This is a genomic window from Synechococcus sp. CBW1004, assembly GCF_015840715.1.
Classification (GTDB): domain Bacteria; phylum Cyanobacteriota; class Cyanobacteriia; order PCC-6307; family Cyanobiaceae; genus Cyanobium.
Genome location: NZ_CP060397.1, coordinates 1621431 through 1644757, shown reverse-complemented (window position 1 = coordinate 1644757; position 23327 = coordinate 1621431). Strand labels below are relative to the sequence as shown.

Here is a 23327-nt window from a genome sequence, read left to right as displayed (position 1 = left end):
GCCGGGCGGGCCGTGGCTGACACCCTAATGGCAATCAGAAGCAGGCCCGGGCCTCGTAGAGACGGTCGGCCTGCTCGAGCGGCAGCCGGGCCGCCACCCCCAGGTCCAGGGGGCTGCGGCACCCTGCCTGCAGCCGCCGCTCCGCTGCCACGGCGATCATCGCGGCGTTGTCGGTGCACCAGGCCAGCGGCGCCAGCCGCCACTGCAGGCCGCCGGCCTGGCAGTGGCGCTCGAGCAGCCGCCGCAGCCGGCGGTTGGCGGCCACGCCACCCACCAGCACCAGCGTGTCGATCGCTTCATCCCGGGCGCAACGGCAGCTGCGTTCCACCAGCACCTCCGCCACCACCTGCTCGAAGCTGGCGGCCAGATCGGCCAGAGGGAAGGGTGCGGCCTCGGCCCGCAGCGCCTGCACCTGGCGCAGCATCGCCGTCTTGAGACCGCTGAAGCTGAAGTCGTAGGGGTGGAAGCCACCCTCCGGCCGCGATACCCGGCCCTTGGGCAGCTGGAAGCGCTGCGGATCGCCCCCCTCGGCGGCGGCCTGGATCGCCGGGCCGCCGGGATAGCCCAGCCCCAGCAGCCGCGCCACCTTGTCGAAGCACTCCCCGGCCGCGTCGTCGTGGCTGCGGCCCAGGCGCCGGTAGACGCCGGGGGCATCCACCCGCACCAGCTCGGTGTGCCCCCCGCTCACGAGCAGCACCAGGTGCGGGTGCGGTGGTGGCTCGTCCCCCAGGGCGGCGGAGCAGAGGTGGCCTTCGAGGTGGTGGATGCCGAGGAAGGGCAGGTCGTGGCGTCGTGCAAGCGCGCGGGCCGTCACCGAGGCCACCAGCAGCGCTCCCACCAGGCCCGGCGCCACCGTGGCCGCCACCGCGTCGAGATCGCTCATCGCCACACCGCTGCCTGCCAGCACCTGGGCGATCAGCCCGGGCAGGGCCTCCACATGGCGGCGCGAGGCGATCTCCGGCACCACGCCGCCCCAGCGGGCGTGCTCCTCCATCTGGGAGGCGATGGCGCTCGCGAGCACACGCCCGTCACGCACGATCGCGGCGGCGGACTCGTCACAACTTGTTTCGAGGGCAAGAACGGTGGACATGAGCCTGAAACGCCTCCCCTACTGTCCGCTGGTGACATCCTGCCGCTACGGCAGACCTCCATACCGGCCCCCTCTCCATGCGCCGTCTCTTCGCCGTTCTTCTGTCCGCCTTCCTGCTGTTCGGCTTCGCCTCGACGGCGCACGCCGACATCGGCGGCCTGACCCCCTGCGCTGAAAACGCCCGCTTCCAGCAGCGGGCCGCCACGGCCTCCACCCCGCAGGCCAAGGCCCGCTTCGAGATGTACAGCCAGGCCCTTTGCGGCACCGACGGGCTGCCCCACCTGATCGTCGACGGTCGCTGGAGCCACGCCGGTGACTTCATCATCCCCGGCATCGCCTTCCTCTACATCGCCGGCTGCATCGGCTGGGCCGGCCGCGGCTATCTCCAGGAGGTGGCCAAGCGCAAGGACGCCACCATGCACGAGATCCAGATTGACGTGCCCCTGGCCCTCAAGGCCACGATCGCTTCCGCCACCTGGCCCCTTGCTGCCTTCAAGGAGCTGACCACCGGCAAGCTCACCGAGGCCGATACCAAGATCACCGTGTCCCCTCGCTGATCGAACGCAACAGGGTTGTTCCGGCTTGTTGATTCGGCCGGAACAATCCCGGTTCATTCGGTAGAGCCGCCTCCGCTCATTCCAGGAAGCGAACATCCTTCTCCAAGCTCACCTCGTCACTGCCTCTGGCCATGAAGAAGTTTCTGACCACTGCTCCCGTGTTCGCCGCGATCTGGTTCACCGTGACCGCCGGCATCATGATCGAGTTCAACCGGTTCTTCCCCGATCTGCTGTTTCACCCCCTCTGAATCGCAGTCTCGATTGTCGGGTTTTCAGGCGGCCGAAGGGCCGCCTTTTTTGTTGGCGGTTGTTCCGTTCTGGATCGATGGGCCCAGGACCAGGGAAGGCTGCTTGCCGTGGTGTCGTGAACGGCCTCGCTCCCTGGCTGATCAGCCGTTCAGGCCCATCAACCGTTCCAGCTCGGCCAGGGCGGTCTCCAGGTCGCCGTTGACGAGACGGGCATCGAATTCCGGCGCGGCGTCCAGTTCGACCCGGGCCCGCTCCAGCCGTCTGCTGATCGCCTCCTCGCTGTCGGTGCCGCGGCCGCGGATGCGGCGCTCCAGCTCCTCGAACGACGGCGGCTCCAGGAACACCTGAAAGCCGGCTGGAAAGCTGCGGCGCACCTGGCGCGCCCCCTCCAGCTCGATCTCCAGCAGCACCGGCCGGCCCCCGGCGAGGTGCTCCTCCACCGGCTGGCGCGGGGTGCCGTAGAGGTTGCCGGCGAACTCGGCCCACTCCAGCAGGCCCCCTTCCGCCGCACGCTGCTCGAAGGCCTGGCGCGACAGGAAGAAGTAGCTGCGACCCTCCTCCTCCCCCTGGCGGGGCGTGCGGGTGGTGGCCGACACCGACAGCCAGATCTCGGGGTGGCGCTCCAGCAGCAGCTTCACCAGGGTGCCCTTGCCGACGCCGCTCGGTCCGGTGAGCACCGTCAGCCGGCCGCCGGCGGGAGGCGTTGCGCTGGTCATGGTGGGGCAGGGACCTCGAGGCTGCGGCTGCACAGTAGGCAGGAGCCAGCGGGGGCAGGCCCTGCGGCCTGGATGGCTCGATCGTGGGCCGCCGCTGGGGCTCGGAGCCCGGTCACTGCAGCCGGCTGCGATCGATCACGCAGGCTGCCGAAGCGTTTGGCCGGCCTGTTCGCGTGGCGCCATGGTCCCCGATCGGCCTCGGATCGGCCGTCTGAGGGTGCAGCCTCCATCCGCCCCTTCAGGCGGCCGGGGCATGGGCCTGCCGGCAGGCCTGCAGGACCCTCCGGGGCCGACCTGACAGATTCAGGCGAGTGATCGCCGGCCGAACCCTGGACGGTCTCGACAGCGACGCCGGCGCGGAACCGAAGGCCATGCACAACCCGGTCCCCACCGCTGCGATCCCTGCCTCGCCGTCGGCGACGCCTTCCGGCACGCCGACCCTGCAGCCGCTCGACTACACCAGCCTGCGGGCGGTGCTTGCCGAGCTGGAGCCCGTCGTGGTGCCCAGCCGCTTCGAGAAGGCGCAGCAGAGCGATGCCCACACCCTGCAGCTGGGTCTGCGTGGCCTGCAGGGCACCCAGTGGCTGGAGCTGAGCTGGCTGGCGGAGGCACCGCGGCTGCTGGCGATTCCACCGCCGCCGCGCCAGGGAGACGGCAGCACCCTGGCCCAGCAGCTGCAGCACGGCCTGCGCGGCCTGGCGCTGGTGGCGCTGCATCAGCCCGCCTGGGAGCGGGTGGTGGAGCTGCGCTTCGCGCCCAGGCCCGGCGAGCCCGTCGAGCGCTCCCTGCTGCTGGAGCTGATGGGCCGCCACAGCAACCTGTTCCTGCTCGACGGCGAGCGGCGCGTGATCGCCCTGGCCCGTCAGGTGCGTGACCGCCAGTCGCGGCTGCGGCCGATCGGCACCGGCGACCCCTATCAGCCGCCTCCCTCCCAGGCGGGAGAGCCGCCGCGGCCGCAGGAGAGCTTCGAGTCCTGGCGCCAGCGGCTCAGCCTGCTGCCCCTGCCCCTGGGCAAGGCCCTGCTGGGGGCCTATCAGGGCACCAGCCCGGCCCTCGTGCGCCAGCTCCTGGCGGATCCCTCCTGGGCCGCCCTGCCGGTGCATGCGCTCTCCGACAGCCAGTGGCAGGCCCTCTGGCAGCGCTGGCGGCAATGGCTGGACAGCCTGGAGCGGTCGTGCTTTGAGCTGCAGTGGGGGCCCTGCCGCAGCTTCCGCTGCTGGCTGCCGGGCCCGAGGCCCGAATCGCTCGCCGGGGCATCGGCGCCTCCCGGGCTGTTCGGCCAGGAACGATGCCGTGACGCAGGGTTCCGCGGCGAGCCGCCAGACGGCGCATCCTGCGGCTCGAATGCGCAGCCATCGGCTGTCGTCGCCGGTGCGGCGCCTGCTGTGGGGGTGATCGGCTCCGGCGGCGCTTTCGCCTCTGCGGCGGGCGAAGCCACGGTTCCCGCTGCGGTCGAGCGGGACGGATCCGGCCGCGGTCGTTCGGCGTCGGCGGTGAGGAGTGCGGCGGCTGACGCCTCCCTGCCGATCAACCGGGGCCTGGCCGAGTACTACGGCGCGCGGCTGGCGGAGCGGACCTGGCGCCAGCGCCGCCAGACCCTGGAGACCCGGCTGCGCAACGCCATGGCCCGGGAGCTGGAGCTGCTGGCGCAGCAGCAGGCTCTGCTGGACGCTGTGCCCGCTGCCGAGGAGCTGCAGCGGCGCGCCGACGGCCTGCTCTGCCTGCCCGAGCCCACGCGCGAGACGATCGACGAGGCTCAGGGCCTGTACCGCCGGGCCCGCAAGCTGCGGCGCTCCGTGGCGGCGATCACCCCCAGGATCGCTCTGCACCGCCAGCACCTGGAGGGGCTGGAGACCAGCCTCACCTTCCTGGACCAGCTCGATCGGGATGCCGAGCTGGCGCCCCTGGAGGAGGAGCTGCTGGAGCAGCTGGAGCGGCTGCGGCCCCGGGGGGCCGGCGAGCCTGCGGGCGGCCGCAGCCGGGGGCGGCGACGGCAGGGGGGGCAGGGCGAGCCCCAGCCCCTGGAGCTGCGCAGCTCCGGTGGCCTGAGGCTGCAGGTGGGCCGCAACCACCGCCAGAACGAGTGGATCAGCCTGCGCCAGGCCCGCCGCGGCGATCTCTGGTTCCACGCCCAGGAGCTGCCCGGCAGCCATGTGGTGCTCAAGGGTTCGGAAGCACCGCCCGGCGAGGCTGATCTGCAGGCCGCGGCCGATCTGGCGGCCCACTTCAGCCGCGGCCGTGGCAACCGTCGGGTGCCGGTGCTGATGGTGGCGGCCGAGACGCTGCAGCGCATCCCCGGCGCCGAGCCCGGCACCGTGCGCCATCGCGGTGGTGAGGTGCTGTGGGGCGAACCGGAGCGGGCGCAGGCACTGCTGCAGGTGGCGGACCGGCCGGCCGAGCCCGGGAGCGAGACGCCGCGAGCCGAACCGAAGGCCACCTCCCTGCAGGGAGAGGCGCCAACGGGGCCGTCCGCCGCGGGCGCCTCCTAACCTCGACCTTCAGCCGCTCCGCAGGAGCATCGAGCCCCACCGGGAGCAGCCGTGGACCCCAGCACTCTGGAGAGCGAAGCCAGCGGCAGCCGGCATCTCGATGCCGCCGCCGCGTCCTCCCCTGAGCGGACAGCGCCCGCGGCCGGCCTCCACGGCGAGGCTGCCGGTCCTCTGGCTGTCGCGGGTCCGGGGGATGCCGCTGCAGTCGCGGCCACGCCCATGTCCGAGCACACGGCGGACGCCGTTGTGCTGGCCGATGCGGCCAGCGCCGGCTCAGAGCCGACCGCCTCGATGAGCGCAACGGAGCTGGCCGACGGTGCCGCCGTGGACGCTGCGGGTGAGGGCTCATCCACGGTCGTTGCGGACGCCGAAGCGCCCGCCGCCGCCGAGCCCCCGACCGAACCCGGCCCCGCTGCCGACCACAGCCTCCGGCACGAGACCTCACCGGCGCAGGGCGAGGGAACAGGGGATGGCGGCGGCGGGGATCCCCCCGCTCTCCTCTCGCCCGATGACGAGTTCCCGGGGGAGGTGGAGATGCCCCTGGTGGACCACCTCGAAGAGCTGCGCCGGCGGGTGCTGCGCAGCCTGCTGGCGGTGGTGGTGGCGGCGGCCGGCTGCCTGGTGTTCGTGCGGCCGCTGGTGAAGCTGCTGGAGGCCCCGGCTCAGGGGATCCGCTTCCTGCAGCTGGCCCCCGGCGAGTTCCTGTTCGTGTCGCTGAAGGTGGCGGGCTACGCCGGCCTCACCCTGGCGATTCCCTGGATTCTGTTCGAAGGGCTGGCCTTCGTGCTGCCCGGCCTGACGCGAAAGGAGCGTCGCCTGGTGGCTCCCACCGTTGCGGGCTCCACCGTCCTGTTCGCGGCCGGGCTGGCCTTTGCCTGGTGGGCGCTGGTGCCGGCGGCCCTGCGCTTTCTGGTCAGCTATGGCGCCGATGTGGTGGAGCCGATCTGGTCGATCGAGCGCTATCTCGACTTCGTGCTGCTGCTGATGGTGGCCACGGCCCTGGCCTTCCAGCTGCCGGTGCTGCAGCTGCTGCTCGGGGCTCTCGGGCTGGTGGATGCCCGCCGCATGCTCGGCGCCTGGCGCTGGGTGGTGCTGGTGAGCGCCCTGGCCGGGGCGGTGCTCACCCCTTCCACCGATCCGGTGACGATGCTGCTTCTCAGCGGGGCGATCACGGCCCTCTATCTGATCGGTGTGGGCCTGGTGGCGGTTGTGTCGCGTCCGAAGCAGCGCTTCGGCCAGGCCTGACTAGCGTCCGTGCAAGCGGCCGGTGCCAGGATGACCTTCAGTGGTTCCCTCGAGGAGCTCTCAGCTCTGGTGCAGCAGCTGGGCCTGCCATGCCACTGGGAGCACAAGGGGGCGTTCGAGCTGTGCGTCTTCGATGATGGCGTCAGCAACCTCAAGCTCAACTGGTGGCCGGAGACCGGGGCGCTGCGCCTTGTGGGCGATCCAGAGCAGCGCGTGGACGTGGAGCGGCGCCTGGCCGAACTGCTGGCGGGCTGACGGCCGCCGCTCCGCAGGCAGCCGACTGTGTCGTGTCATCGGATCCCCGCTGTTCCCGTGACCCTCAGAGCAGAAATTCGCTGGCCCGGCCCGCCGGCAGCTCCAGGGGCAGCGACAGGGCCCGGCCCAGCCGCGGTCTGTCCCGGGTGGTCTGCAGCCAGCTGCGCACCTGATCGGCGACGCCGAGGCCGTTGAGGCTGGCGACGATCTCCTCCAGCGCCTCGCGGTAGTCGGCCTCGCTCAGCGGAAAGGACTGCTGCTCCAGGTGGTTCCAGATCACCTGGAAATAGAGGCGGCCGTTGCGCTGGACCAGCTGCAGACCGTGGGAGGCCTGCCAGCGGGCACGCAGCAGCGCCAGCACCTCGTCCGCCTGCAGCGGCGGGGCTGGCTCTTCGTTCGCGGGGGAATCGAAGCGGAGCACGCCGGGCGGAATCGCAGCACAACAGCATGTTGCAGCGGCGGGCGGGCCGGCGTGGCCTGGGCACGGGCCGGGAACGGCGGGATTTAATGTGGGCGCCACGTTGCGCCGGACATGCCGGAACGCTGCCCATGACCCAGTTCCCTGCGGCCTCTTCGAGCGGTGATGTGCCCGGCATGGGTCGTCGGCAGTTCATGAACCTGCTGACCTTCGGTTCCGTCACCGGCGTGGCCCTCGGGGCGCTCTATCCGGTGGTCAATTACTTCATCCCGCCGCGTGCCGCCGGCGGCGGTGGCGGCACCACCGCCAAGGATGAGCTGGGCAACACCGTCACCGCCAGCGGCTGGCTCGCCACCCATAAGGAGGGCGATCGCAACCTGGTCCAGGGCCTCAAGGGCGACCCCACCTACCTGCTCGTCGAGGGCTCCGATGCCATCGGCAACTACGGCATCAACGCCATCTGCACCCACCTGGGCTGCGTGGTGCCCTGGAATGCCGCCGCCAACAAGTTCATGTGCCCCTGCCACGGCTCCCAGTACGACGCCACGGGCAAGGTGGTCCGCGGTCCCGCCCCTCTCTCCCTGGCCCTGGCCCACGTCTCGGTCGAGAACGACAACGTCTTCCTGAGCCAGTGGACCGAAACCGATTTCCGCACCGGCGACAAGCCCTGGTGGGCCTGAGTCCTGCCGTCTGATCCGCCAGTTCCCGCCAACGCCTGCCGCCTTCCCCATGCGCCGCACCCTCTCCCTGCTCTTCGGCAGCCTGCTCTCGATCTCGGTCCTGCTGCTGGGCGCCACCCCCAGCTGGGCCTATCCCTTCTGGGCGCAGCAGAACTACGACTATCCGCGTGAAGCCACCGGCAAGCTGGCCTGCGCCAACTGCCACCTGGCCAAGAAGCCGACCCACGTGGAGCTCCCCCAGGCCGTGTTCCCGGATGAGGTGTTCAAGGTCGAGGTCGAGATCCCGTACGACACCGCCGTGCAGCAGGTGGCCGGTGACGGCAGCTCCACCGGTCTGAACGTCGGTGCCGTGGTGATGCTGCCCGACGGCTTCAAGCTCGCTCCGGCCGATCGCCTCAGCGATGAGCTCAAGGAGGAGACCGCCGGCGTCTACGTCACCACCTGGAACGAGGACAACCCCAACATTCTCCTGGTGGGTCCTCTGCCCGGTGATCAGCACCAGAAGATCGTCTTCCCGATCCTCTCGCCCGATCCGGCCGAGGACAGCTCCATTCACTTCGGCAAGTACCAGCTGCACGTCGGTGGCAACCGTGGCCGCGGCCAGGTGTATCCCACCGGTGAGAAGAGCAACAACACCGTCTTCACCGCTTCGGCCGCCGGCACGATCACGGCCATCAACGCCGGCGACAACGGCGCTAGCGTGATCGAGATTCAGACGGCCGATGGCAGCGTCAGCGAAACCATCCCGGCCGGCCCCACCCTGGAGGTTGCCGTGGGTGATGAGGTTGCCGCCGGTGCACCCCTGACCAACGACCCCAACGTCGGCGGCTTCGGCCAGCTCGATGCCGAGGTGGTTCTTCAGAACCCGGTGCGCATCTACGGTCTGCTCGCCTTCTTCGCCGCCGTGGCCCTCGCCCAGATCATGCTGGTGCTCAAGAAGCGTCAGATCGAGAAGGTGCAGGCTGCGGAGGGCGTCTGATTCCTTCTTCTCTGTCCTGCGGCGAGTCGATGCTGCTGGCCACCTTCACCTCTCCGGGGCCTGTGCTGGTTCAGCTGGGCCCCTTTTCCCTGCGCTGGTACGGCCTGCTCATCGCCACGGCGGTGCTGCTCGGCCTGCTGCTGGCGATGCGCCTCGGGCGCCAGCGGGGCGTCGATCCCGCGCTGATCGCCGATCTGCTGCCGCTGATGGTGCTCGGCGCCGTGATCGGAGCCCGCGCCTATTACGTGGTGCTGGAGTGGAACCATCAGTTCCGCGGGGCTGGGCTGATCGATCTGATCGCCATCTGGAGGGGCGGCATCGCCATTCATGGCGCCCTGATCGGCGGCACCCTGGTGACGATCCTGTTCTGCCGCTGGCGCCGCCAGCGCTTCTGGCCGCTGCTTGATGTGCTGGTGCCCGCCGTGGCGCTGGGCCAGGCCATCGGCCGTTGGGGCAATTTCTTCAACTCCGAGGCCTTCGGCCTGCCCACAAACCTGCCCTGGGGGCTGACGATTCCGCCCGCCAGCCGGCCGCTGCAGTTCCTGGATCGCAGCACCTTCCACCCCACCTTTCTGTACGAATCCATCTGGAATCTTGGGGTCTGTGCGCTGCTGCTGCTGCTCATCCGCCAGGCTGCCCGGGGGCGCCTGCGGCTGCCCGATGGGGCGCTCAGCTGCGTCTACCTGATGGCCTACAGCAGCGGCCGCGTCTGGATCGAGGCCCTGCGTCTCGACCCGCTCTGCCTGGTGGGTCTGCCCCCGTTCTGCGCCGGGGGCCTGCGGATGGCCCAGCTGATGAGCCTGCTGCTGATCGTCCTCGGAGGCCTCGGGTTGTGGTGGTTGCTGATCAGACGCCGTCCGCTCCCCGACCCCAGCGGGGTTCCGGCTTGAGCGATTCTCCCGTCCCCTGCCGCGATGCCGTGACCGCCGATCCGAGTATGCCCTCGCCTGTGATGATCGTCGGGGCCGGCCCCGGCGCCCCCGATCTGATGACCCTCCGGGCCGCCCGTGCGGTCGAGGCCGCCGAGGTCCTGGTGTGGACCGATTCGCTGGTCAGCCCTACCATTGCGGCCCTGGCCCCGGAGGGCTGCGAGCGTATCCGCACCAGCACCCTCACCCTCGAGGAGGTGCTCGAGGTGGTGGTGCAGCGCGCCCGTGACGGCCGCCGGGTGGTGCGCCTGCATGACGGTGATCCCTGCCTCTACGGCGCCCTTCAGGAGCAGATCTGCCGTCTCGCCGACGCCGGCCTGGCGGTGGAGGTGGTGCCGGGCATCAGCGCCTATCAGGCCACTGCCGCCGCCCTCGGCCGCGAGCTCACCATCCCCGGGGTGGTGCAGACGATCGTGCTCAGCCGTGCCGGCGGCCGCACCGGCGTTCCGGAGCGCGAATCGCTGGAGCGCCTCGCCGCTCTGCGGGCCTCGCTCTGCCTCTACCTCAGCGCTCGTCACGTCGAGGAGGTGCAGGCGGAGCTGCTGCGCCACTATCCGGCCGACACGCCGGTGGCCATCGGTTACCGCGTCAGCTGGCCCGACCAGTGGCTGACCGTGGTTCCCCTCCGCGAGATGGCGGCCGTGAGCCGCGAGCGGCAGCTGATCCGCACCACGCTCTATGTGGTCAGCCCTGCCCTGGCGTCTGCGGGAGAGGCCCGCTCCAGGCTCTACTCCGCCGATCACCACCATCTGTTCCGCGGCGGCGCCGACTGAGGCCAGCCGGTCGAGCCACTCCCGAGGTGATCGACCGCCACAGCGTGGTGAGGGACTCCGCTTCCGCTGGCCCTCGCATCCGGCGCCTGGGTCGGGAGAATGGAGCTCCCCTGGCCGTTCAGCCGCCAGGCCGTCGCCGATGCCGCTTCCCTTCCCCCCATCCGCCCCCGCCTTCGACGCACGCCCGCTGCGCAGTCGCCCGCCTCGCTGGTCGCTGCTGATCAGCCTCGGCCTCCTCGCCAGCTGTGCCCTGGGTTGCCGAACCACTCCACCTCCCGGGACGCCTTCCCCGGCCGCCCAGGCCGAGGCCCTGCGGGAGCAGAACAGGCAGCAGGAGCTGGCGGCACGTCAGTGCCGGAAACGACGGCAGGAGCTGCAGCAGGATCTGGCCGAACTGCGCCGTGCCGAGGCTGTCCTGGCCGAGGAGCGCGCCGTGCCCCTGTCGCCCCTCCCGGCGCCACCGATCTGGGATGAGTCCGCCGAGCAGCGCTTCAGCAAGGTGGATCAGCAGCTGGACCGCCAGCGCTACGAGCAGGAGCTGGCGGCCTGGAAACAGCTCCGGGCCGAGCGCCGCGCCGAGATCGACCAACAGCGCCTGCGCCTCACCCAGGCCCAGCAGCGGCTGGACCGTCAGGCCCAGCGCCTGCAGAAGCGCTACCCCGGCCTGTTCACCGGTCCCACCAGCATCGAGGTGAAGCCGCAGGAACTGGAGCGGCTCAACCGCTGTCCGGCGACTCCGGCCTGATGCCTGCCTGACGCAACTGAGCGCCGCCCCGACTGCCGGCGGTGCCTCTGCCCCTGGGCGAAGAGGCCATGCGTCCGATCAGGTCTCGGCGGCGAGATGGCCTTCCAGCCAGTCGGCGATGGCGGCGGCGATGGCGGCCTTGCCCTCATGCCGGCTGGTTCCGCCGGCGCTGACCAGCCAGGCGCGCTGCTCGCTGCCTTGCACCTCCTCGGCGTGATTGGCCACCACCAGCTGGAAGCGCTCCAGGCGGCGGCGCGCCTCGGCGAGCAGCTCCTGCTCGCTGGCGCCCTGCAGCACCTTGAAGGTGACCATCGGCAGATCGGGGGCGGCCTGGCGCACCCGATCGATCACCTTGGCGGTGGGCTCCAGTTCGAGGTGGAGCTGGGGCTGGCCGCTGGCCAGCTTGCCGGCATGCACCTGACGCGGCTGGTAGTCGGAGACGGCAGCCGAGAGGATCGCGGCGGCCGGCGGCCGGTTGGGCGCCGTCGGGGCTTCATCTGCGCCCACCGCCTCCAGCACACGATCGCGGTAGGCCTCGTAGGTGGACACCCACTCGTGGGGCAGCCAGGCCGGAGGCGGGCTGGAGCCCTCCCCCAGCAGCAGCTCCGGATCGGCTCCCCGCAGCAGCAGCTCCGTGGCGATCGCGGTCGCCAGCCGGCCGCTGAAGCGGTTGACGATCCGCCGCACCCCATCGATCGGCACGGGCGTGGGGCCGCCGGTCACCAGGATGCGGCGGCCGCGCAGCGGACCTGTCGCCAGGGCCCGGCAGACGCAGGCGACCAGCACGGCGGCATCGGGCAGGTTGTGCTTGCCGTAGGCGTCGCGCGGGGCGATCATATGCACCCCCAGCTGCGCCAGGCGCTGCGCGTGGCCGGTGAGGATCGACGTGTGCAGCGACCCATGCATCGTCGGCGCCAGCAGCAGCTGGGTCTGCCCCCGCTCCATGCGCCCCAGGGCTGAGGCCAGGGCGGCGCTCACGGGCGTGTCGGCGATGCCGCAGGCCAGCTTGGCCAGGGTGTTCGCCGTGGCGGGGGCCACCAGCCAGGCATCGAAGGCCTCACCGTCGCTGAGGTGCTCGGCACGCCAGCCCAGCGAGGTGATCACCGGCCGGCAGGTGGCCCATTCCAGGGCCTGGCGTCCCACGAACGGCAGGGCGTCAGCCGTGCAGAAGGCGGTCACCTCGGCGCCGCGGCGGCGCAGGGCCCGGGCCAGATCCGGTGTGCGCAGCGCGGCGATGCCGCCGGTCACCACAAGGGCGATGCGGCGGCCCTGCAGATGGGCCGACTCCGCCGGCACGTCATGGTCCCCCAGCGCCGCTGAGCGGGGGGGCTGGCCATCCCAGTCGTGGTATCCGGTGGCCACGGGGAGCTCCGCAGAAGGGTTCAGGTGAGCGCCTGCAGCTGCGCCACCTCCTGCAGCGGAAAGCGCAGCAGGGTGCGGTGTTCGCCGTCGAGGCTGCGCCGCTCCAGCGGCCGGCCGCCGATGTGCTGGTAGACGGGCAGCAGCCGATCGGTGCTGGTGGCGTCGGCGCTCTGGAATCCGTGCGCCAGCAGGGTGCCGGCCACCTCGACCAGAAAGGTGCGCAGCCCCACCAGATCGGCATCGCGCTGGGAGAACAGGGCCAGGATCTCGCAGTGGCCGCTCAGATCCGGCGGCGGTGGGGGGAAGCCGAGCCGGGCCGCCTGGTAGTCGGCCAGCCGCCAGTTCACCGCGCCGGCCGTGTCCACAGCGCCGTCGTCCTGCCAGCGCACATAGACGTGCTGGTCGGCGTAGGGAATGTGGGGGCGGGTGCGGCCGGCCGCGTCATCCCAGTGCCAGAGGCGCCGCGCCAGGCGATTGCCCTTGGCGCGGGAGAAGGCGGCGTGGAAGGCCCGCTCGAACCGCTCCAGGGCCACGGGGTCGGCCGGATCGAGCCGTTCCAGGGTCATGGTGGTGGGGATGGGATCCCGGTGCTGAACCCGGGCGCTGCAACGCTACGCGGCGACCAGGCCGGCCGGGCGGCCTGCGACGTGAGGCCGTCAGGCTGCCGCTGGGCAGCACGCATGGGTTGGCTGGAGGGGGACCCGGGGCCGGTGCCGGGAACGCGGCTCAGGCCGCGGCGTCCAGCGGCACGGGCGCCGCGCTGCGGCGCAGCAGATCCCGCTCCAGCCGCGCGTGATCGACGCGGCAGCCGAGGCGCCGCTCGATCCCCTCCAGGTCGCGGCAGGCGTTGCCCAGGCAACAGGTGCCCCCCGGTGAGGGGGTGACGTTGAACACCAGCCCCGGCAGGGCCGGGATGCTCACCTCGCCCAGCATCAAGCGGCGGTTCTGCTTGTCGATCAGCTGGGGGCGGACACCGCCGTAGCCCTCGGCGAAGCGCAGATCCGACAGCTGCATGCCGGGCACGATCTTGCGGGCGTCGGCGAGGAACAGGCGGCGCCTGAGCCAGGGCACCTCGAACAGCAGGTTGCGCAGGATGTAGTTGCGGATCGTGGCGACGCCGAACAGCTGCCAGAACACGGCCAGCACCGACCAGTCGAGCCGCAGCACTTTGAGGAACTCCCAGAACGAGGCGGGCCTGTAGCGCTCCAGCAGCGGCAGCAGCAGGGCGGTGGGGCCGAAGCGCGTCTTGCCGGGGGCGCGCACGTCGGGATCGCCGTGGATGGCGGCGAAGGGCAGCTTGTCGTTCTGCACGGTGTAGACCTTGCCGCGCAGCAGATCGGGCGTGAAGTAGAAGCTGCCTGCCACCGGCAGGCAGGAGTACTGCAGGCCGAAGCCCAGCTGCTGGGCCATCAGCAGGCTGTGGGCGCCGGCGTTGACCACCACGTGGCGCGCCCTCAGCTGCTGCAGGCCCTCAGGCCCCTCCAGCTCCACCAGAAACGAGGAGGGCTGGGCCGGATCCTCCCCCTCGGGCGTGATCCGCCGCACGGTGGTGCCCAGGCGCAGGTCCAGCTGACGGCCGGGGGTGTCGGTGCTGGCGCGGGCCTGGCCCACGAACGACTCGGCCAGGGCCTCGTAGTCGACGGCGGTGGGAGAGCGACGGATGCCGATGGCGGCGATCGGCTCGGGCCGGGGCTGGCCGTCCACCAGGGCCACGGCGGGCTCCCATTCGGCGATCTGCTCGCGCTCCAGCCACTCCATCGCCGGGAAGTGAGGCGAGAAGGCCTCGAAGCGCCGGCGCAGGAAGCTGCACTCCTGCTCTCCCACCGCCAGCACCATCTTCGGGGTGCGGAACACACAGCGGCCGGCCTCCTCGGGCTCCAGCAGTTCGGCGTAGTGGCCGATCATGTCGGCGGTGCGCTTCACCGAAACCGCCTTCTCGAGCGTGTAGTTGGTCTCGATGTCGCCGCAGTGGATCGTCTGGCTGTTGTTGGTGGCCTTGGAATTCACCTGCGCCAGAGCGTCGTAGCGCTCCACCAGGGTGAGGTGGCCGAGGTCGCTGTAGCGGGCCAGTACGAACAGCAGGGCGGTGCCGCACACGCCGCCGCCGACGATCAGCACGTCGGTCCCGGGGATCGTCGCCGGTGTTCCGTTCGTGGTGGAGGCGTCAGAGCCGGCCGCGGCAGAGATCGGCATCTCGGACGGGGCGGAGTCGGACGGGGCGGGCAAGGGCCGGATCGTGGTCAGGGAAACCCCATCGTGACCGATGGCGGTGGCCGGCCCGGGCCTCAGGAGCGCGCCGCCAGCAGCACCAGCACCGCCCCGCCCGACATCAGCGCCGCCGCGGGCAGCCGCAGCGAGCCGCTGTACTCCCCGAGCCAGAGCACGCCGATGACGCTGCCGAACAGGGTGCTGAGCCGCTTGATCGCCACCACGTGCACCACGGCGGTGAGCCGCAGCGCCTCCATCTGCAGGGCGGTGCCCACCAGGGCCAGCAGGCCCACCGCCAGCAGCTGCTGCAGGCGCCGTCGCCCCTCGGGACCGGCGAACAGTTCGCGGGCAGGCCCTTCGGGGCTGGCGATGAGCTGATGGGGATCGCCGGCCGCCAGGGCGCCGAGCAGCAGCGGCGTGCCCACCACCAGGTTGAGGCCGGCCACCCACAGCAGGCTGCCGCCGGCCTGCACGCCCAGCTTGTCGATGCTGGCGCCGATGCCCCAGAGCACGGCGGTGAGCAGCATCGCCCGGGCTCCGGGGGCCCGCAGCAGGCCCCGGCTCAGGGCGTCGCTGCGGCCCAGAAGAATCGCCCCTCCCACCAGCAGCGCCACCCCGGCCACCACCAGGCCGCTGGGGCGCTCACCCAGCACCAGCCAGCCGCTGAGCAGCAGCACGAGGGGGGAGAGGTTGATCAGCGGCAGCACCAGACTCAGTTCGCCGCGGGCGAGGGCACGGCCATAGGACCAGAAGGCCACCCCGTTGATCAGGGCGGTGGCTGCCAGGGCCGTCAGCAGGGCGCCCGGCTGGATGGCGGGCCGCAGCAGCAGGATCAGCGGCACGGCCAGCAGGGTGGTGATGCAGCAGCTGGCCCCCATCGCCAGGCGGGCGGTGAGACCGTGGCGCAGGAGGGAGCGCAACTGCAGGTCGGCGGCGGTGGTGCAGGCGGCGGCGCCCAGGGCCAGCAGGGACCAGAGGGGCACAGGCGGTGGCCGCGGCGGGATGGCCCCAGGTTGGCGGGCGGCGTGCCGCCCAGGAGGCGGGATCACCTGTGGGGTACGATCGCCACAACGTCAGCCGGCGTCAGCGGAACGGTTGCCTCTGCGGGCACTCCCCTCCGCCAACGGCCGATCGGTGCTGCTTCAGCAAGGCAGCCTTCCGAGATCCAGCTGATCACGTGATCCAGGATCACGAAACACGGGCGATTAGCACAGCGGTAGCGCACTTCCTTCACACGGAAGGGGTCACTGGTTCGAATCCAGTATCGCCCATTTGATGGTCAGAATGAAGCAGCGCTTTGGTTGTGATCCGGCAACCCTGAGCCTGATGGTTTGTCTCAGCTGGTCCTGAAGCGCACCGTGGCCCGCGGGGTGAACGGAACCTGCAGCAGCACACAGGCCTCGATCGAGGCCACCAGGATCGTCACCAGCAGGATGAACGCCTGCTCATGGGAGCTGAGCCCTGACTGCTGTGCCAACAGGGGAGCCAGGGCCAGCCACAGCGGCGACGCCTCCGCTTCGGGATAGACCCGCCGCAGCCGCTTCTGGTGGCGCGCATCCGCCAGGGAGGGCTCACCGGCGCTGTGGGCGAAGTCGTTGCGGACGCTGCGGACGGCGTGCAACGAAGCCTCGATGGAGCTGTCGATCAGACCGAGCCGGGCCGCCAGGGTGATCTTGGCGGCGAAGCTGCCGAGGGAGCGCTCCGGGGTGAACAGGCGGTCATCGGTGTCCTGGCTGGGAGCCATAACGGCTTTGAGCAGATGCTCCACAGCCAGATCGAGCCGGGCCGCGCCGACGAGCACGACGCCGCGACCGCGCTCCGCCATCATCTGCAGCACCACCGTGCGGGCCTGTTCGGCAGCAGCGATGGTGAGCGGATCAGGGGTCATGGTGCTGAGCCTGATCGCGCAGGTCTTCGTAGAGGCTGGTCTGGTTGATCAGGATGTCCTTCAGCCCCTCTCGCACCTCCTGTGAATTGAGGGCCTGGCTGCTCATCGCCTTGTGAGCATCGAGGGCGCCGATGATTGCATCCATCAGCTCGGTGCCGAAATCCGGTGAGTTGGCGAACTGCTCCTTGCTGTTGGCGGCGGCCTGCTGACGCAGGGTCTCGGACTCGAGCAGCTTGCCCTTGATCACCGAGCGCACATAGACCACCTTGTCGCTGTCGCTGAGATCGCCGCTGAACAGCTCATTGAGCTTGGAGATGATCTCCTCCAGCTGCACCTTGTCCTTCTCCTGCACGCCACCACCGCCGGGGGCCATGCCGGGGATGGCGACGGCGTCGCCCTTCTTGAGATCCAGGTTGTTGCTGCCGAGCTTGCGCAGGTGATGGTGGGTGAGCACCACCTTGGAGAGATCCACCGTGTTGATCTCGCGCTCGAACTCCAGCAGCGGCAGCAGCCGTTTGTAGAACAGCCAGCGTTTCTCCAGGGCCGTGTTGCCGTAGTCGAAGATCTGCGAGAGAAAGGTGTAGAAGCGGACATAGGTGCCCATGTCGCTGCGGAACAGCGTCAGGGCATCGAGCGTCTCCTTGGCTTGCTTCTGCTGATCGGCATCGTTGCTCTCCTCGGCGTGGCGGTGGGCCAGACGTGCTTCTCGGTAGCTGTTCATCAGCCGCTGGGCCACCGGCTCCAGGGCCGCGCTCAGCTGCCTGGGCTTGCTGGTGGGATCCAGCAGCACCTTCACCACCCGGTCGATCTCGAACGCGTCGTAGTGGCCCTGGGCATCGAGCTTGGTCTTGAGATCGAGGATCAGGGCCGGATCGGTGGCCTCCGCCAGGGCGGCGGTTTCGTAGTAGGTCTTGAAGGCCGCCAGGATGTCATCAGGTTCGTTGACGAAATCGACCACGTAGGTGGTGTCCTTGCCCGGATGGCAGCGGTTCAGGCGTGAGAGGGTCTGCACCGCCTGGATGCCGTCGAGACGACGGTCGACGTACATGGCGCAGAGCAGCGGCTGATCGAAGCCGGTCTGGAACTTGTTGGCCACCAGCAGGATCTGGGTGTCGTCGCCCTTGAAGGCCTCGCGGATGTCACCCTTGAGGCCGGGGTTGAGGCTCTGGCTGCGCTCGCTGAAGGCCTCCGGCCCGCTCTCGGGATCGTTGACCTCGCCGCTGAAGGCCACCAAGGCACCCATCGGGTAGTTCTTCTCAGCGATGTAGCGGTCAATCGCCAGCTTCCAGCGCACGGCCTCCTTGCGCGAGCCCACCACCACCATCGCCTTGGCCTTGCCATCGAGCAGCGGCCAGACGTGCTGACGGAAGTGCTCGACGATGATCTCCACCTTCTGGGCGATGTTGTGGGGGTGGAGCTTCACCCAGCCCATCAGCTTCCTGAGGGCGGCACTGCGTTCCACCTCCTCGCGGCTATAGCTCTGCCCCTGCTGGGCCAGGCGGAAGGCGAGGGAATAGGAGGTGTAGTTCTGCAGGACATCGAGGATGAAGCCCTCCTCGATCGCCTGCCGCATCGAATACACATGGAACGGGGCCGGCAGATTCCCCTTCCCGGCGGGCTCACTGGGGTTGGGCCGCCGTCCGAACAGCTCCAGCGTCTTGGCCTTGGGTGTGGCGGTGAAGGCCACATAGGTGATGCCGCTCTGGTTGGCGCGGCTGGACATCGTGGCCGCCAGCAGGGTCTCGGTGTCCAGCTCACCGCCATCGGCCAGGTCCGCCGCCTCGGAGGCTGCGAGCACCTGCTTGAGCTTCTGGGCCGCTTCGCCGGTCTGGGAGCTGTGGGCCTCATCGGCGATCACCGCGAAGCGTTTGCCGCTGGTGGCGGTGAGCTCCTGCATCTTCTTGATCAGGGCCGGGAAGGTCTGGATCGTGCAGACCACGATCTTTTTGTCACCGCTGAGGGCGGCAGCCAGCTGCTCGCTCTTGATGCCCTTCTCGGTGGTGATCGAGGCCACCACGCCCTTGCGCCGCTCGAAGTTCTCCAGCGTTTCCTGCAGCTGGCTGTCGATCACGCTGCGGTCGCTCACCACCAGCACGGTGTCGAACAGCTTGCGGTCGTGTTCGTCGTGCAGATCGGCGAGCAGGTGGGCGCTCCAGCCGATCGAGGCGGTCTTGCCGGACCCTGCCGAGTGCTGAATCAGGTAGCGCCCGCCGGGGCCTTCCGCCAGCACGGCGCGGATCAGCAGCCGGGTGGCCTTGAGCTGGTGGTAGCGCGGAAAGACCAGGCGGCGGATCTGCTTTTTGCTGTCGCGCTCGGCGATGCAATAGCGCCCCAGAATCTCCAGCCAGCTGTCTCGCTCCCACACCTCCTCCCAGAGGTAGGCCGTGGGATGGCCGTCGCCGAGCGGATTGCCGGCGCCGCAGTTGGCCCCACCGGGATCGCTGCCCTGGTTGAACGGCAGGAACTGGGTCTGGGGGCCCTGCAGCCGGGTGGTCATCTGCACCTCGCGGTTGCTGACGGCGAAGTGCACCAGGGCACCACTGGGGAAGTGCAGCAGCGGTTCGGGAGCCTGGCCGGCGGGCCTGGGGTGGCGATCGCTCTTGTACTGCCAGACGGCATCCGCGATCGACTGGGTGTTGTCGGTTTTCAGTTCAACGGTGGCGACGGGGATGCCGTTGAGCGCCAGCACCAGATCGAGGCAGTTCTGGTTGTGGGTGGAGTAACGCACCTGGCGCAGCACTCGCAGGCGGTTGGCGCGGTAGCGGGCCAGGATCTGTGGGTTGAGCCCGAAGGCCGGCTTGAACTCCGCCAGCTTCAGGGCCTTGGGCAGGCCGAGCACCTCGACGCCATGACGCAGCAGATCGAGGGTGCCCACCTGATCGAGCTGCTTGCGCACCCGCTGCAGCAGGGTGGATTCGGCCTTGCTGCCATGGTTCTTCTGCAGCACCTCCCACGCCTCGGGGTGGGCCTGCTGCACCCAGGCGATCAGATCCGGCGGGTAAAGCGCTAGCTCACGGTCGTAGGCAGAGGCGGCGCCGTCTTCGTAAAGCCAGCCGTGACTGCCGAGGTGGTCGCAGATCTCCTGCTCGAAGGCGCTCTCGTGATGGAGGCTCATGGACTCAGGGCCTGAGGAAGCGCCACTCACGCAACCCAGCCTAGGCCGTGCTGAATGGAGACAAGTCCCGTCGTCTCAGCTATGCGATGGCTGCATCACCTCGCCCAGATCCCATCGTTCAGTCGATGGCTCATGGCTGAATCACTTCCACGCAGCAGCGCAGGCCGGGGGCCCTGGCGATGCGGGCATCGGCGGTGAGCAGCGGCGCGTCGAGTTGCTCAGCCAGGGCCACATACAGCGCGTCGTAGGCATAGAGGTTGGCGCGCAGCGCCCAGGCCCGCGGCCAGAGGATGCGAGTGGGGTGGCGACGCAGCCCCAGTTGCGAGGCCGTGGCCAGGGCCTGCAGTGCATGCGTCTCCGCCAGGGTTCCGGCGAGCACCAGGCGGCGAAGCACCGAGAGCAGTTCCGCGTCAATCAGCTCCGGTGCCTGCAGGTTGGCGCTCGCCAGCCGTTCTCGGGCGGCACCGGCCACCAGCAGGGCATCCACCAATGCCGAGGCGTCGATCACCACCATCAGCGCTCGGTTCGGCTGTCCTGCAGGGCCTCGAGGATGGTCTTGTGGTCGATCGACAGCGACGGGAGTGCGTTCAACAGCTCGGCGTTGTCGGCACGGCGGGCGGTCTCGGTGAGCTCCTGCAGCGCGAAAGTGCTCAGGGGCAGGCCGGCCCGGGCGGCGAGCTTCTCGAGGCGGGCGGCCACCTCCTCGGGCACGTGGCGGATGTAGAGGGTTCGAGCCAAGACCGGGGGCTGCTTGCTGGCTGCTAGCAGGCTAGGGCGGATGATTGAGTCACGCATCGGTCTCGCCAGGCTCCGGTGGGATCTCGCCGCTGATCAGGGCGAGGAAGGCCCGCAATCGGGCTCGGTTGGTGGCGGAGGGGTCGAGCTGGACTCGGGCGGAAAGCACAGCCGCTGTATGGAGGCGTCCAAGGCTCTTTCCCTGGCGTTCTCGGCTCTCAGCTGCTCGATTTCGATCTCGATCAGCCTCGTACGCTCCTCGATCAGCCTCGTACGCCGCTCGATCTCGCGCACGGGTCGCCAGTTGAGAGTCGACAAGAACTGTCGCCACCGAGGCAGCGATGAGAGGGATTCCCCACTGCTGGGGGAGCGGGAGGCTTCGACCGGCGAGGGTGATGTGGTCATAGGAGGAGAACAGGGCAATCAGACCGAGCAGCAGGCCACCGATGGACTGGAGGAAGACGAGCCGATCGAGGCCAGGCCAGGGGCGAAGGGAGTCCATCGATTCTGGCGGAGCCGCAGGCGGCTGACGGGCAGGGCTCTCGGGGTCGGGCATGGGCTTGGAGGCTGAGGCAGGGACGGGGTCGCGAACCGGGAGTCGCTGCCGATCCCCCTTCCTCAAGTGCCACCAATACGGCCTGGTGTCCCATCGGCCACGCCCAAGCAGGCCCATGGCCTCTGCCAGCCCGATGGGCCGAGCGGGGCGAGTGGGTTCTCCCAGCCAACGGGCGTGGCCTGGAAGTCCAACTAAAGTGCCCCTATGACAAGTCTCCAAGCCATTGAGGCTGCTGTGCAGCAACTGGATCCCGCAGGCCGAGCCCGATTTCGCGCCTGGTACGAGCGCTTTGACGCAGAGGACTGGGATCAGCAGCTGGAGAACGACGTGGAAGCCGGCGCGCTGGATTGGCTGGCGGAGGAAGCATTGGCCGACCTGAAGGCGGGACGCTGCAGGCAGCTTTGAAGCATCAGGCCAGTCCTCGCCTCTGGCGCTGCTACGACGCGCTGCCCAAGGCCGTGCAGGAGCAAGCCGATCGGGCCTATGCCCTGCTCAAGGAGGATCCGCGTCACCCTTCCCGGGTGACAGAACGCGCGTGGGACTCACCGTTGGGCAGGACAATCAGAATGGTCTTAGGGGTGCTGCTCAGGCAGCGCTGGCCTCAGGCACCAGACCCCGCACATCGATCTGGCCGGTGACGGCGGCGGAGATCAGGGCGGAGCGACGTTCTTGGAGGAGACCCACCTGTGTTGCGGCCAAGGAGGGCTTCCTGAGAAAGTGAGAGGGAGGTCAAGCTGTCAAAGAGCCGAGCCTGAGTGAGGCGGAGACTGGCCGTTCATGTGGGGCTGAGATGAGTGCTCACACACACGAATGGTGACCCCTTGCCTGGTTGATTGCACAGGAGAAGTTGCAGCCAGGACGCAAAAAGAACAAAAAGAAGCTCCAGCAGCTTCTCGAGGTTCATCACCAGAATATTGAGTGCGATGGTTGAACCCTGGGTCACAGCGAGCTTCTCACGTATCAGGCCCAGTCCAAAACGCCTCTTGCCTTGGCCGATCTTGCCTTCAACGGCATTCCTTTGGCGCTGGTCATCGATGAACTGCTGCTTCTCGGCAGCCACCAATTCAGGATCGTTCTTCGGCCGTCCAAGTCGCGGGCCACTCAAACGGATTCCATGGCGCTGGCAGAAGGCACGGTTCGATCTTGTGCGGTAGATCTGGTCAGCACAAATCACCATCGGATAGTGACCATGGCGACGCCGATAGGAAATCGCTTGACCCTTGAGGTCTTCTCCTTCGTTGTAGGGGTCATAATTCAGGCGATCGAGGAAGGTGAATCCCTCGCCGGTGACAGAGATTGAGATCTTGGCTCCGAACTCAACATTGCAACGAGCTTTCCCGCGGACAATCGGCCTGATATGTGCCTGGCAGAGGCTGACGATGCGATCTGGGATGCTTCTGCTGTCTGCGTGATAGAGAATAGTCTGCTGGCGGACCAGCTCGCTGATCACCAGCAACTTCCGGTAGATATGCCGTCCGGCGGCCAGAAGGCTGCCACCACAGGCGATCAGGGCGTCAACGCTTGCCAGATTCCGCTTGAGGTGACCAAGCTGCTGCTTGATCGCTTTGCGGATCTTGCTGATCCTTGGCTTCTTCTTTTTGGCCACTGCAAGAAACTGCTGCCTCGCCTTTTTGCGGTGTGTACGCGGCTTGTAGCCGAAGCGTTCCCTGACCTGGGGATGCATCGCATCAATCAGGATCTCAGTCACCTCCCTGGCTTCATTGAGCAGGGATAGATCGGTGGGATGACGGATATCCACCGGCGCACAGGTGGCATCGATCAAGAGTGAACCCTGATTCGGCTGCTTCTGCAAGGATGGCTTTGGTTGGTCGGGAGGACTGGTCGATCCGCCACTGCCGTCGTCATCCCCTGTGCCCTGGGGATCTGATGAGCGAATCATTTTCAGGCCGTGGCGCACAATCCTTTCATTGCATTCATTCACAATCGCTTCTGGCAAGCGCTTGCGGAAATACACCATCATCGATGGATCAAACGGCGCCGAAGACTGGAACGCTTCCAAGCCAATGAAAAACTGGAGATAGGGGTTTTCCTTGATCTGCTCCACCAGTTCTTCATCCGTGAGCCCGAGACGGGTCTTGATGATCAAGGCACCCAGTGCCATGCGAAAGGGTTTTGCCGGTGCTCCAAAGCCCTTACAGAATTGCGCTGCGTAGTCGTCCTCCAGTTCATCCCACGGAATGAGCTCAGCCAGCTTGATCCACCGATTATCACCGGAGAGTTTGCCGCCAAACGGCAGGAAGAAGTCTTCGAACGAGAGCTGATAACGATGCTCACGCCGATACATGTGGAAAACTCCGGACCGCTTTTGGGCTCAGAT

General features: G+C 68.9%; 24 protein-coding genes and 1 tRNA gene. 13 read left to right on the top strand and 12 right to left on the bottom strand.

Annotated elements, in window-relative coordinates:
- Nucleotides 1-34 precede the first annotated feature (34 nt).
- Complete coding sequence (gene tsaD, locus H8F25_RS07995) at nucleotides 35-1090, bottom strand: tRNA (adenosine(37)-N6)-threonylcarbamoyltransferase complex transferase subunit TsaD (RefSeq protein WP_197213028.1); 1056 nt, start codon at nucleotides 1088-1090, stop codon at nucleotides 35-37.
- 77 nt (nucleotides 1091-1167) lie between these two features.
- Here tsaD and H8F25_RS07990 point away from each other — a divergent pair, with 77 nt between their 5' ends.
- A complete protein-coding gene (locus H8F25_RS07990; RefSeq protein ID WP_197213027.1) occupies nucleotides 1168-1647 on the top strand; it encodes a Photosystem I reaction center subunit III in 480 nt (159 codons plus the stop codon).
- 131 nt (nucleotides 1648-1778) lie between these two features.
- Nucleotides 1779-1895, top strand: a complete 117-nt coding sequence (gene psaJ, locus H8F25_RS07985; protein ID WP_011935127.1) for a photosystem I reaction center subunit IX — start codon at nucleotides 1779-1781, stop codon at nucleotides 1893-1895.
- A 141-nt stretch (nucleotides 1896-2036) separates the two neighbouring features.
- On the opposite strand, the gene gmk is transcribed toward psaJ, so the two are convergent.
- Nucleotides 2037-2612 (bottom strand): guanylate kinase, encoded by a 576-nt coding sequence (gene gmk, locus H8F25_RS07980; RefSeq protein WP_197213026.1) that lies wholly within the window; start codon nucleotides 2610-2612, stop codon nucleotides 2037-2039.
- Nucleotides 2613-2983: 371 nt separating this feature from the next.
- On the opposite strand from gmk, the gene H8F25_RS17670 reads away from it, so the two are divergent.
- The 3 genes from H8F25_RS17670 (at nucleotide 2984) to H8F25_RS07965 (ending at nucleotide 6601) form a co-directional block, all read left to right on the top strand.
- Nucleotides 2984-5101, top strand: coding sequence for an NFACT family protein (locus H8F25_RS17670; RefSeq protein ID WP_370525881.1), 2118 nt, complete (start codon nucleotides 2984-2986; stop codon nucleotides 5099-5101).
- Nucleotides 5102-5635: 534 nt separating this feature from the next.
- The gene (tatC, locus tag H8F25_RS07970; protein ID WP_197213612.1) at nucleotides 5636-6346 is read left to right on the top strand and encodes a twin-arginine translocase subunit TatC; all 711 of its coding nucleotides are present in this window, start codon (nucleotides 5636-5638) and stop codon (nucleotides 6344-6346) included.
- A 9-nt stretch (nucleotides 6347-6355) separates the two neighbouring features.
- Nucleotides 6356-6601 carry a hypothetical protein gene (locus H8F25_RS07965; RefSeq protein WP_231597264.1) on the top strand — a complete coding sequence of 82 codons (246 nt, stop codon included), beginning with the start codon at nucleotides 6356-6358 and terminating at the stop codon, nucleotides 6599-6601.
- A 64-nt stretch (nucleotides 6602-6665) separates the two neighbouring features.
- Here H8F25_RS07965 and H8F25_RS07960 read toward each other — a convergent pair whose 3' ends face one another.
- Nucleotides 6666-7022 (bottom strand): DUF3067 family protein, encoded by a 357-nt coding sequence (locus tag H8F25_RS07960; RefSeq protein WP_231597263.1) that lies wholly within the window; start codon nucleotides 7020-7022, stop codon nucleotides 6666-6668.
- A gap of 128 nt (nucleotides 7023-7150) precedes the next feature.
- Between H8F25_RS07960 and petC the strand changes: the two genes are divergently transcribed.
- The 5 genes from petC to H8F25_RS07935 all read left to right on the top strand — a co-directional run bounded on the left by petC (nucleotide 7151) and on the right by H8F25_RS07935 (nucleotide 11125).
- Nucleotides 7151-7699: a cytochrome b6-f complex iron-sulfur subunit gene (gene petC, locus H8F25_RS07955; RefSeq protein ID WP_197213023.1), complete on the top strand. Its 549-nt coding sequence runs from the start codon at nucleotides 7151-7153 to the stop codon at nucleotides 7697-7699.
- Between the two features lie 49 nt (nucleotides 7700-7748).
- On the top strand, nucleotides 7749-8678 hold the full coding sequence (gene petA, locus H8F25_RS07950) for a cytochrome f (RefSeq protein WP_197213022.1): 930 nt from the start codon (nucleotides 7749-7751) through the stop codon (nucleotides 8676-8678).
- 29 nt (nucleotides 8679-8707) lie between these two features.
- A complete protein-coding gene (gene lgt / locus H8F25_RS07945) occupies nucleotides 8708-9568 on the top strand; it encodes a prolipoprotein diacylglyceryl transferase (RefSeq protein ID WP_197213021.1) in 861 nt (286 codons plus the stop codon).
- Nucleotides 9569-9615: 47 nt separating this feature from the next.
- Nucleotides 9616-10380, top strand: a complete 765-nt coding sequence (gene cobM, locus H8F25_RS07940; protein ID WP_197213608.1) for a precorrin-4 C(11)-methyltransferase — start codon at nucleotides 9616-9618, stop codon at nucleotides 10378-10380.
- A gap of 139 nt (nucleotides 10381-10519) precedes the next feature.
- On the top strand, nucleotides 10520-11125 hold the full coding sequence (locus H8F25_RS07935; protein ID WP_197213020.1) for a hypothetical protein: 606 nt from the start codon (nucleotides 10520-10522) through the stop codon (nucleotides 11123-11125).
- 78 nt (nucleotides 11126-11203) lie between these two features.
- On the opposite strand, the gene H8F25_RS07930 is transcribed toward H8F25_RS07935, so the two are convergent.
- The 4 genes from H8F25_RS07930 to H8F25_RS07915 form a co-directional block, all read right to left on the bottom strand.
- Nucleotides 11204-12487, bottom strand: a complete 1284-nt coding sequence (locus H8F25_RS07930) for a phosphopantothenoylcysteine decarboxylase (RefSeq protein WP_197213019.1) — start codon at nucleotides 12485-12487, stop codon at nucleotides 11204-11206.
- A gap of 20 nt (nucleotides 12488-12507) precedes the next feature.
- Nucleotides 12508-13053, bottom strand: a complete 546-nt coding sequence (locus H8F25_RS07925; RefSeq protein WP_197213018.1) for a hypothetical protein — start codon at nucleotides 13051-13053, stop codon at nucleotides 12508-12510.
- A gap of 160 nt (nucleotides 13054-13213) precedes the next feature.
- Complete coding sequence (locus H8F25_RS07920; RefSeq protein WP_197213606.1) at nucleotides 13214-14680, bottom strand: FAD-dependent oxidoreductase; 1467 nt, start codon at nucleotides 14678-14680, stop codon at nucleotides 13214-13216.
- A 92-nt stretch (nucleotides 14681-14772) separates the two neighbouring features.
- Nucleotides 14773-15678 carry an EamA family transporter gene (locus H8F25_RS07915; RefSeq protein ID WP_197213017.1) on the bottom strand — a complete coding sequence of 302 codons (906 nt, stop codon included), beginning with the start codon at nucleotides 15676-15678 and terminating at the stop codon, nucleotides 14773-14775.
- Between the two features lie 216 nt (nucleotides 15679-15894).
- Between H8F25_RS07915 and H8F25_RS07910 the strand changes: the two genes are divergently transcribed.
- A tRNA-Val gene (locus H8F25_RS07910) sits at nucleotides 15895-15966 on the top strand.
- A gap of 65 nt (nucleotides 15967-16031) precedes the next feature.
- Here the strand turns inward: H8F25_RS07910 and H8F25_RS07905 are convergent.
- The 4 genes from H8F25_RS07905 to H8F25_RS07890 all read right to left on the bottom strand — a co-directional run bounded on the left by H8F25_RS07905 (nucleotide 16032) and on the right by H8F25_RS07890 (nucleotide 20436).
- A complete protein-coding gene (locus H8F25_RS07905) occupies nucleotides 16032-16583 on the bottom strand; it encodes a DUF4145 domain-containing protein (RefSeq protein ID WP_197213016.1) in 552 nt (183 codons plus the stop codon).
- Nucleotides 16573-19698, bottom strand: a complete 3126-nt coding sequence (locus H8F25_RS07900) for a type I restriction endonuclease subunit R (protein ID WP_197213015.1) — start codon at nucleotides 19696-19698, stop codon at nucleotides 16573-16575. Before H8F25_RS07900 ends, H8F25_RS07905 begins: the two co-directional genes overlap by 11 nt.
- Nucleotides 19699-19828: 130 nt before the next feature.
- Nucleotides 19829-20212, bottom strand: coding sequence for a type II toxin-antitoxin system VapC family toxin (locus tag H8F25_RS07895; RefSeq protein WP_197213013.1), 384 nt, complete (start codon nucleotides 20210-20212; stop codon nucleotides 19829-19831).
- Nucleotides 20212-20436 carry a hypothetical protein gene (locus H8F25_RS07890; protein ID WP_197213011.1) on the bottom strand — a complete coding sequence of 75 codons (225 nt, stop codon included), beginning with the start codon at nucleotides 20434-20436 and terminating at the stop codon, nucleotides 20212-20214. The genes H8F25_RS07895 and H8F25_RS07890 overlap by 1 nt, the downstream gene beginning before the upstream one ends.
- Nucleotides 20437-20611: 175 nt before the next feature.
- Between H8F25_RS07890 and H8F25_RS07885 the strand changes: the two genes are divergently transcribed.
- Both H8F25_RS07885 and H8F25_RS07880 read left to right on the top strand, forming a co-directional pair.
- Entirely contained in the window at nucleotides 20612-21004 is a 393-nt protein-coding gene (locus tag H8F25_RS07885) for a hypothetical protein (protein ID WP_197213009.1), read from the top strand.
- A gap of 189 nt (nucleotides 21005-21193) precedes the next feature.
- Nucleotides 21194-21394, top strand: coding sequence for a hypothetical protein (locus tag H8F25_RS07880; protein ID WP_197213007.1), 201 nt, complete (start codon nucleotides 21194-21196; stop codon nucleotides 21392-21394).
- Between the two features lie 370 nt (nucleotides 21395-21764).
- Here H8F25_RS07880 and H8F25_RS07875 read toward each other — a convergent pair whose 3' ends face one another.
- Nucleotides 21765-23294, bottom strand: coding sequence for an IS5 family transposase (locus H8F25_RS07875; RefSeq protein ID WP_231597262.1), 1530 nt, complete (start codon nucleotides 23292-23294; stop codon nucleotides 21765-21767).
- Nucleotides 23295-23327: the final 33 nt, after the last annotated feature.

What these genes read in the sequence shown, in the direction of transcription:
- tsaD (WP_197213028.1), bottom strand. Translation starts at nt 1,090, where the DNA reads ATGTCCACCGTTCTTGCCCTCGAAACAAGTTGTGACGAGTCCGCCGCC.
- H8F25_RS07990 (WP_197213027.1), top strand. Translation starts at nt 1,168, where the DNA reads ATGCGCCGTCTCTTCGCCGTTCTTCTGTCCGCCTTCCTGCTGTTCGGC.
- psaJ (WP_011935127.1), top strand. Translation starts at nt 1,779, where the DNA reads ATGAAGAAGTTTCTGACCACTGCTCCCGTGTTCGCCGCGATCTGGTTC.
- gmk (WP_197213026.1), bottom strand. Translation starts at nt 2,612, where the DNA reads ATGACCAGCGCAACGCCTCCCGCCGGCGGCCGGCTGACGGTGCTCACC.
- H8F25_RS17670 (WP_370525881.1), top strand. Translation starts at nt 2,984, where the DNA reads ATGCACAACCCGGTCCCCACCGCTGCGATCCCTGCCTCGCCGTCGGCG.
- tatC (WP_197213612.1), top strand. Translation starts at nt 5,636, where the DNA reads ATGCCCCTGGTGGACCACCTCGAAGAGCTGCGCCGGCGGGTGCTGCGC.
- petC (WP_197213023.1), top strand. Translation starts at nt 7,151, where the DNA reads ATGACCCAGTTCCCTGCGGCCTCTTCGAGCGGTGATGTGCCCGGCATG.
- petA (WP_197213022.1), top strand. Translation starts at nt 7,749, where the DNA reads ATGCGCCGCACCCTCTCCCTGCTCTTCGGCAGCCTGCTCTCGATCTCG.
- lgt (WP_197213021.1), top strand. Translation starts at nt 8,708, where the DNA reads ATGCTGCTGGCCACCTTCACCTCTCCGGGGCCTGTGCTGGTTCAGCTG.
- cobM (WP_197213608.1), top strand. Translation starts at nt 9,616, where the DNA reads ATGCCCTCGCCTGTGATGATCGTCGGGGCCGGCCCCGGCGCCCCCGAT.
- H8F25_RS07935 (WP_197213020.1), top strand. Translation starts at nt 10,520, where the DNA reads ATGCCGCTTCCCTTCCCCCCATCCGCCCCCGCCTTCGACGCACGCCCG.
- H8F25_RS07925 (WP_197213018.1), bottom strand. Translation starts at nt 13,053, where the DNA reads ATGACCCTGGAACGGCTCGATCCGGCCGACCCCGTGGCCCTGGAGCGG.
- H8F25_RS07920 (WP_197213606.1), bottom strand. Translation starts at nt 14,680, where the DNA reads ATGCCGATCTCTGCCGCGGCCGGCTCTGACGCCTCCACCACGAACGGA.
- H8F25_RS07905 (WP_197213016.1), bottom strand. Translation starts at nt 16,583, where the DNA reads ATGACCCCTGATCCGCTCACCATCGCTGCTGCCGAACAGGCCCGCACG.
- H8F25_RS07900 (WP_197213015.1), bottom strand. Translation starts at nt 19,698, where the DNA reads ATGAGCCTCCATCACGAGAGCGCCTTCGAGCAGGAGATCTGCGACCAC.
- H8F25_RS07895 (WP_197213013.1), bottom strand. Translation starts at nt 20,212, where the DNA reads ATGGTGGTGATCGACGCCTCGGCATTGGTGGATGCCCTGCTGGTGGCC.
- H8F25_RS07885 (WP_197213009.1), top strand. Translation starts at nt 20,612, where the DNA reads ATGGAGGCGTCCAAGGCTCTTTCCCTGGCGTTCTCGGCTCTCAGCTGC.
- H8F25_RS07880 (WP_197213007.1), top strand. Translation starts at nt 21,194, where the DNA reads ATGACAAGTCTCCAAGCCATTGAGGCTGCTGTGCAGCAACTGGATCCC.
- H8F25_RS07875 (WP_231597262.1), bottom strand. Translation starts at nt 23,294, where the DNA reads ATGTATCGGCGTGAGCATCGTTATCAGCTCTCGTTCGAAGACTTCTTC.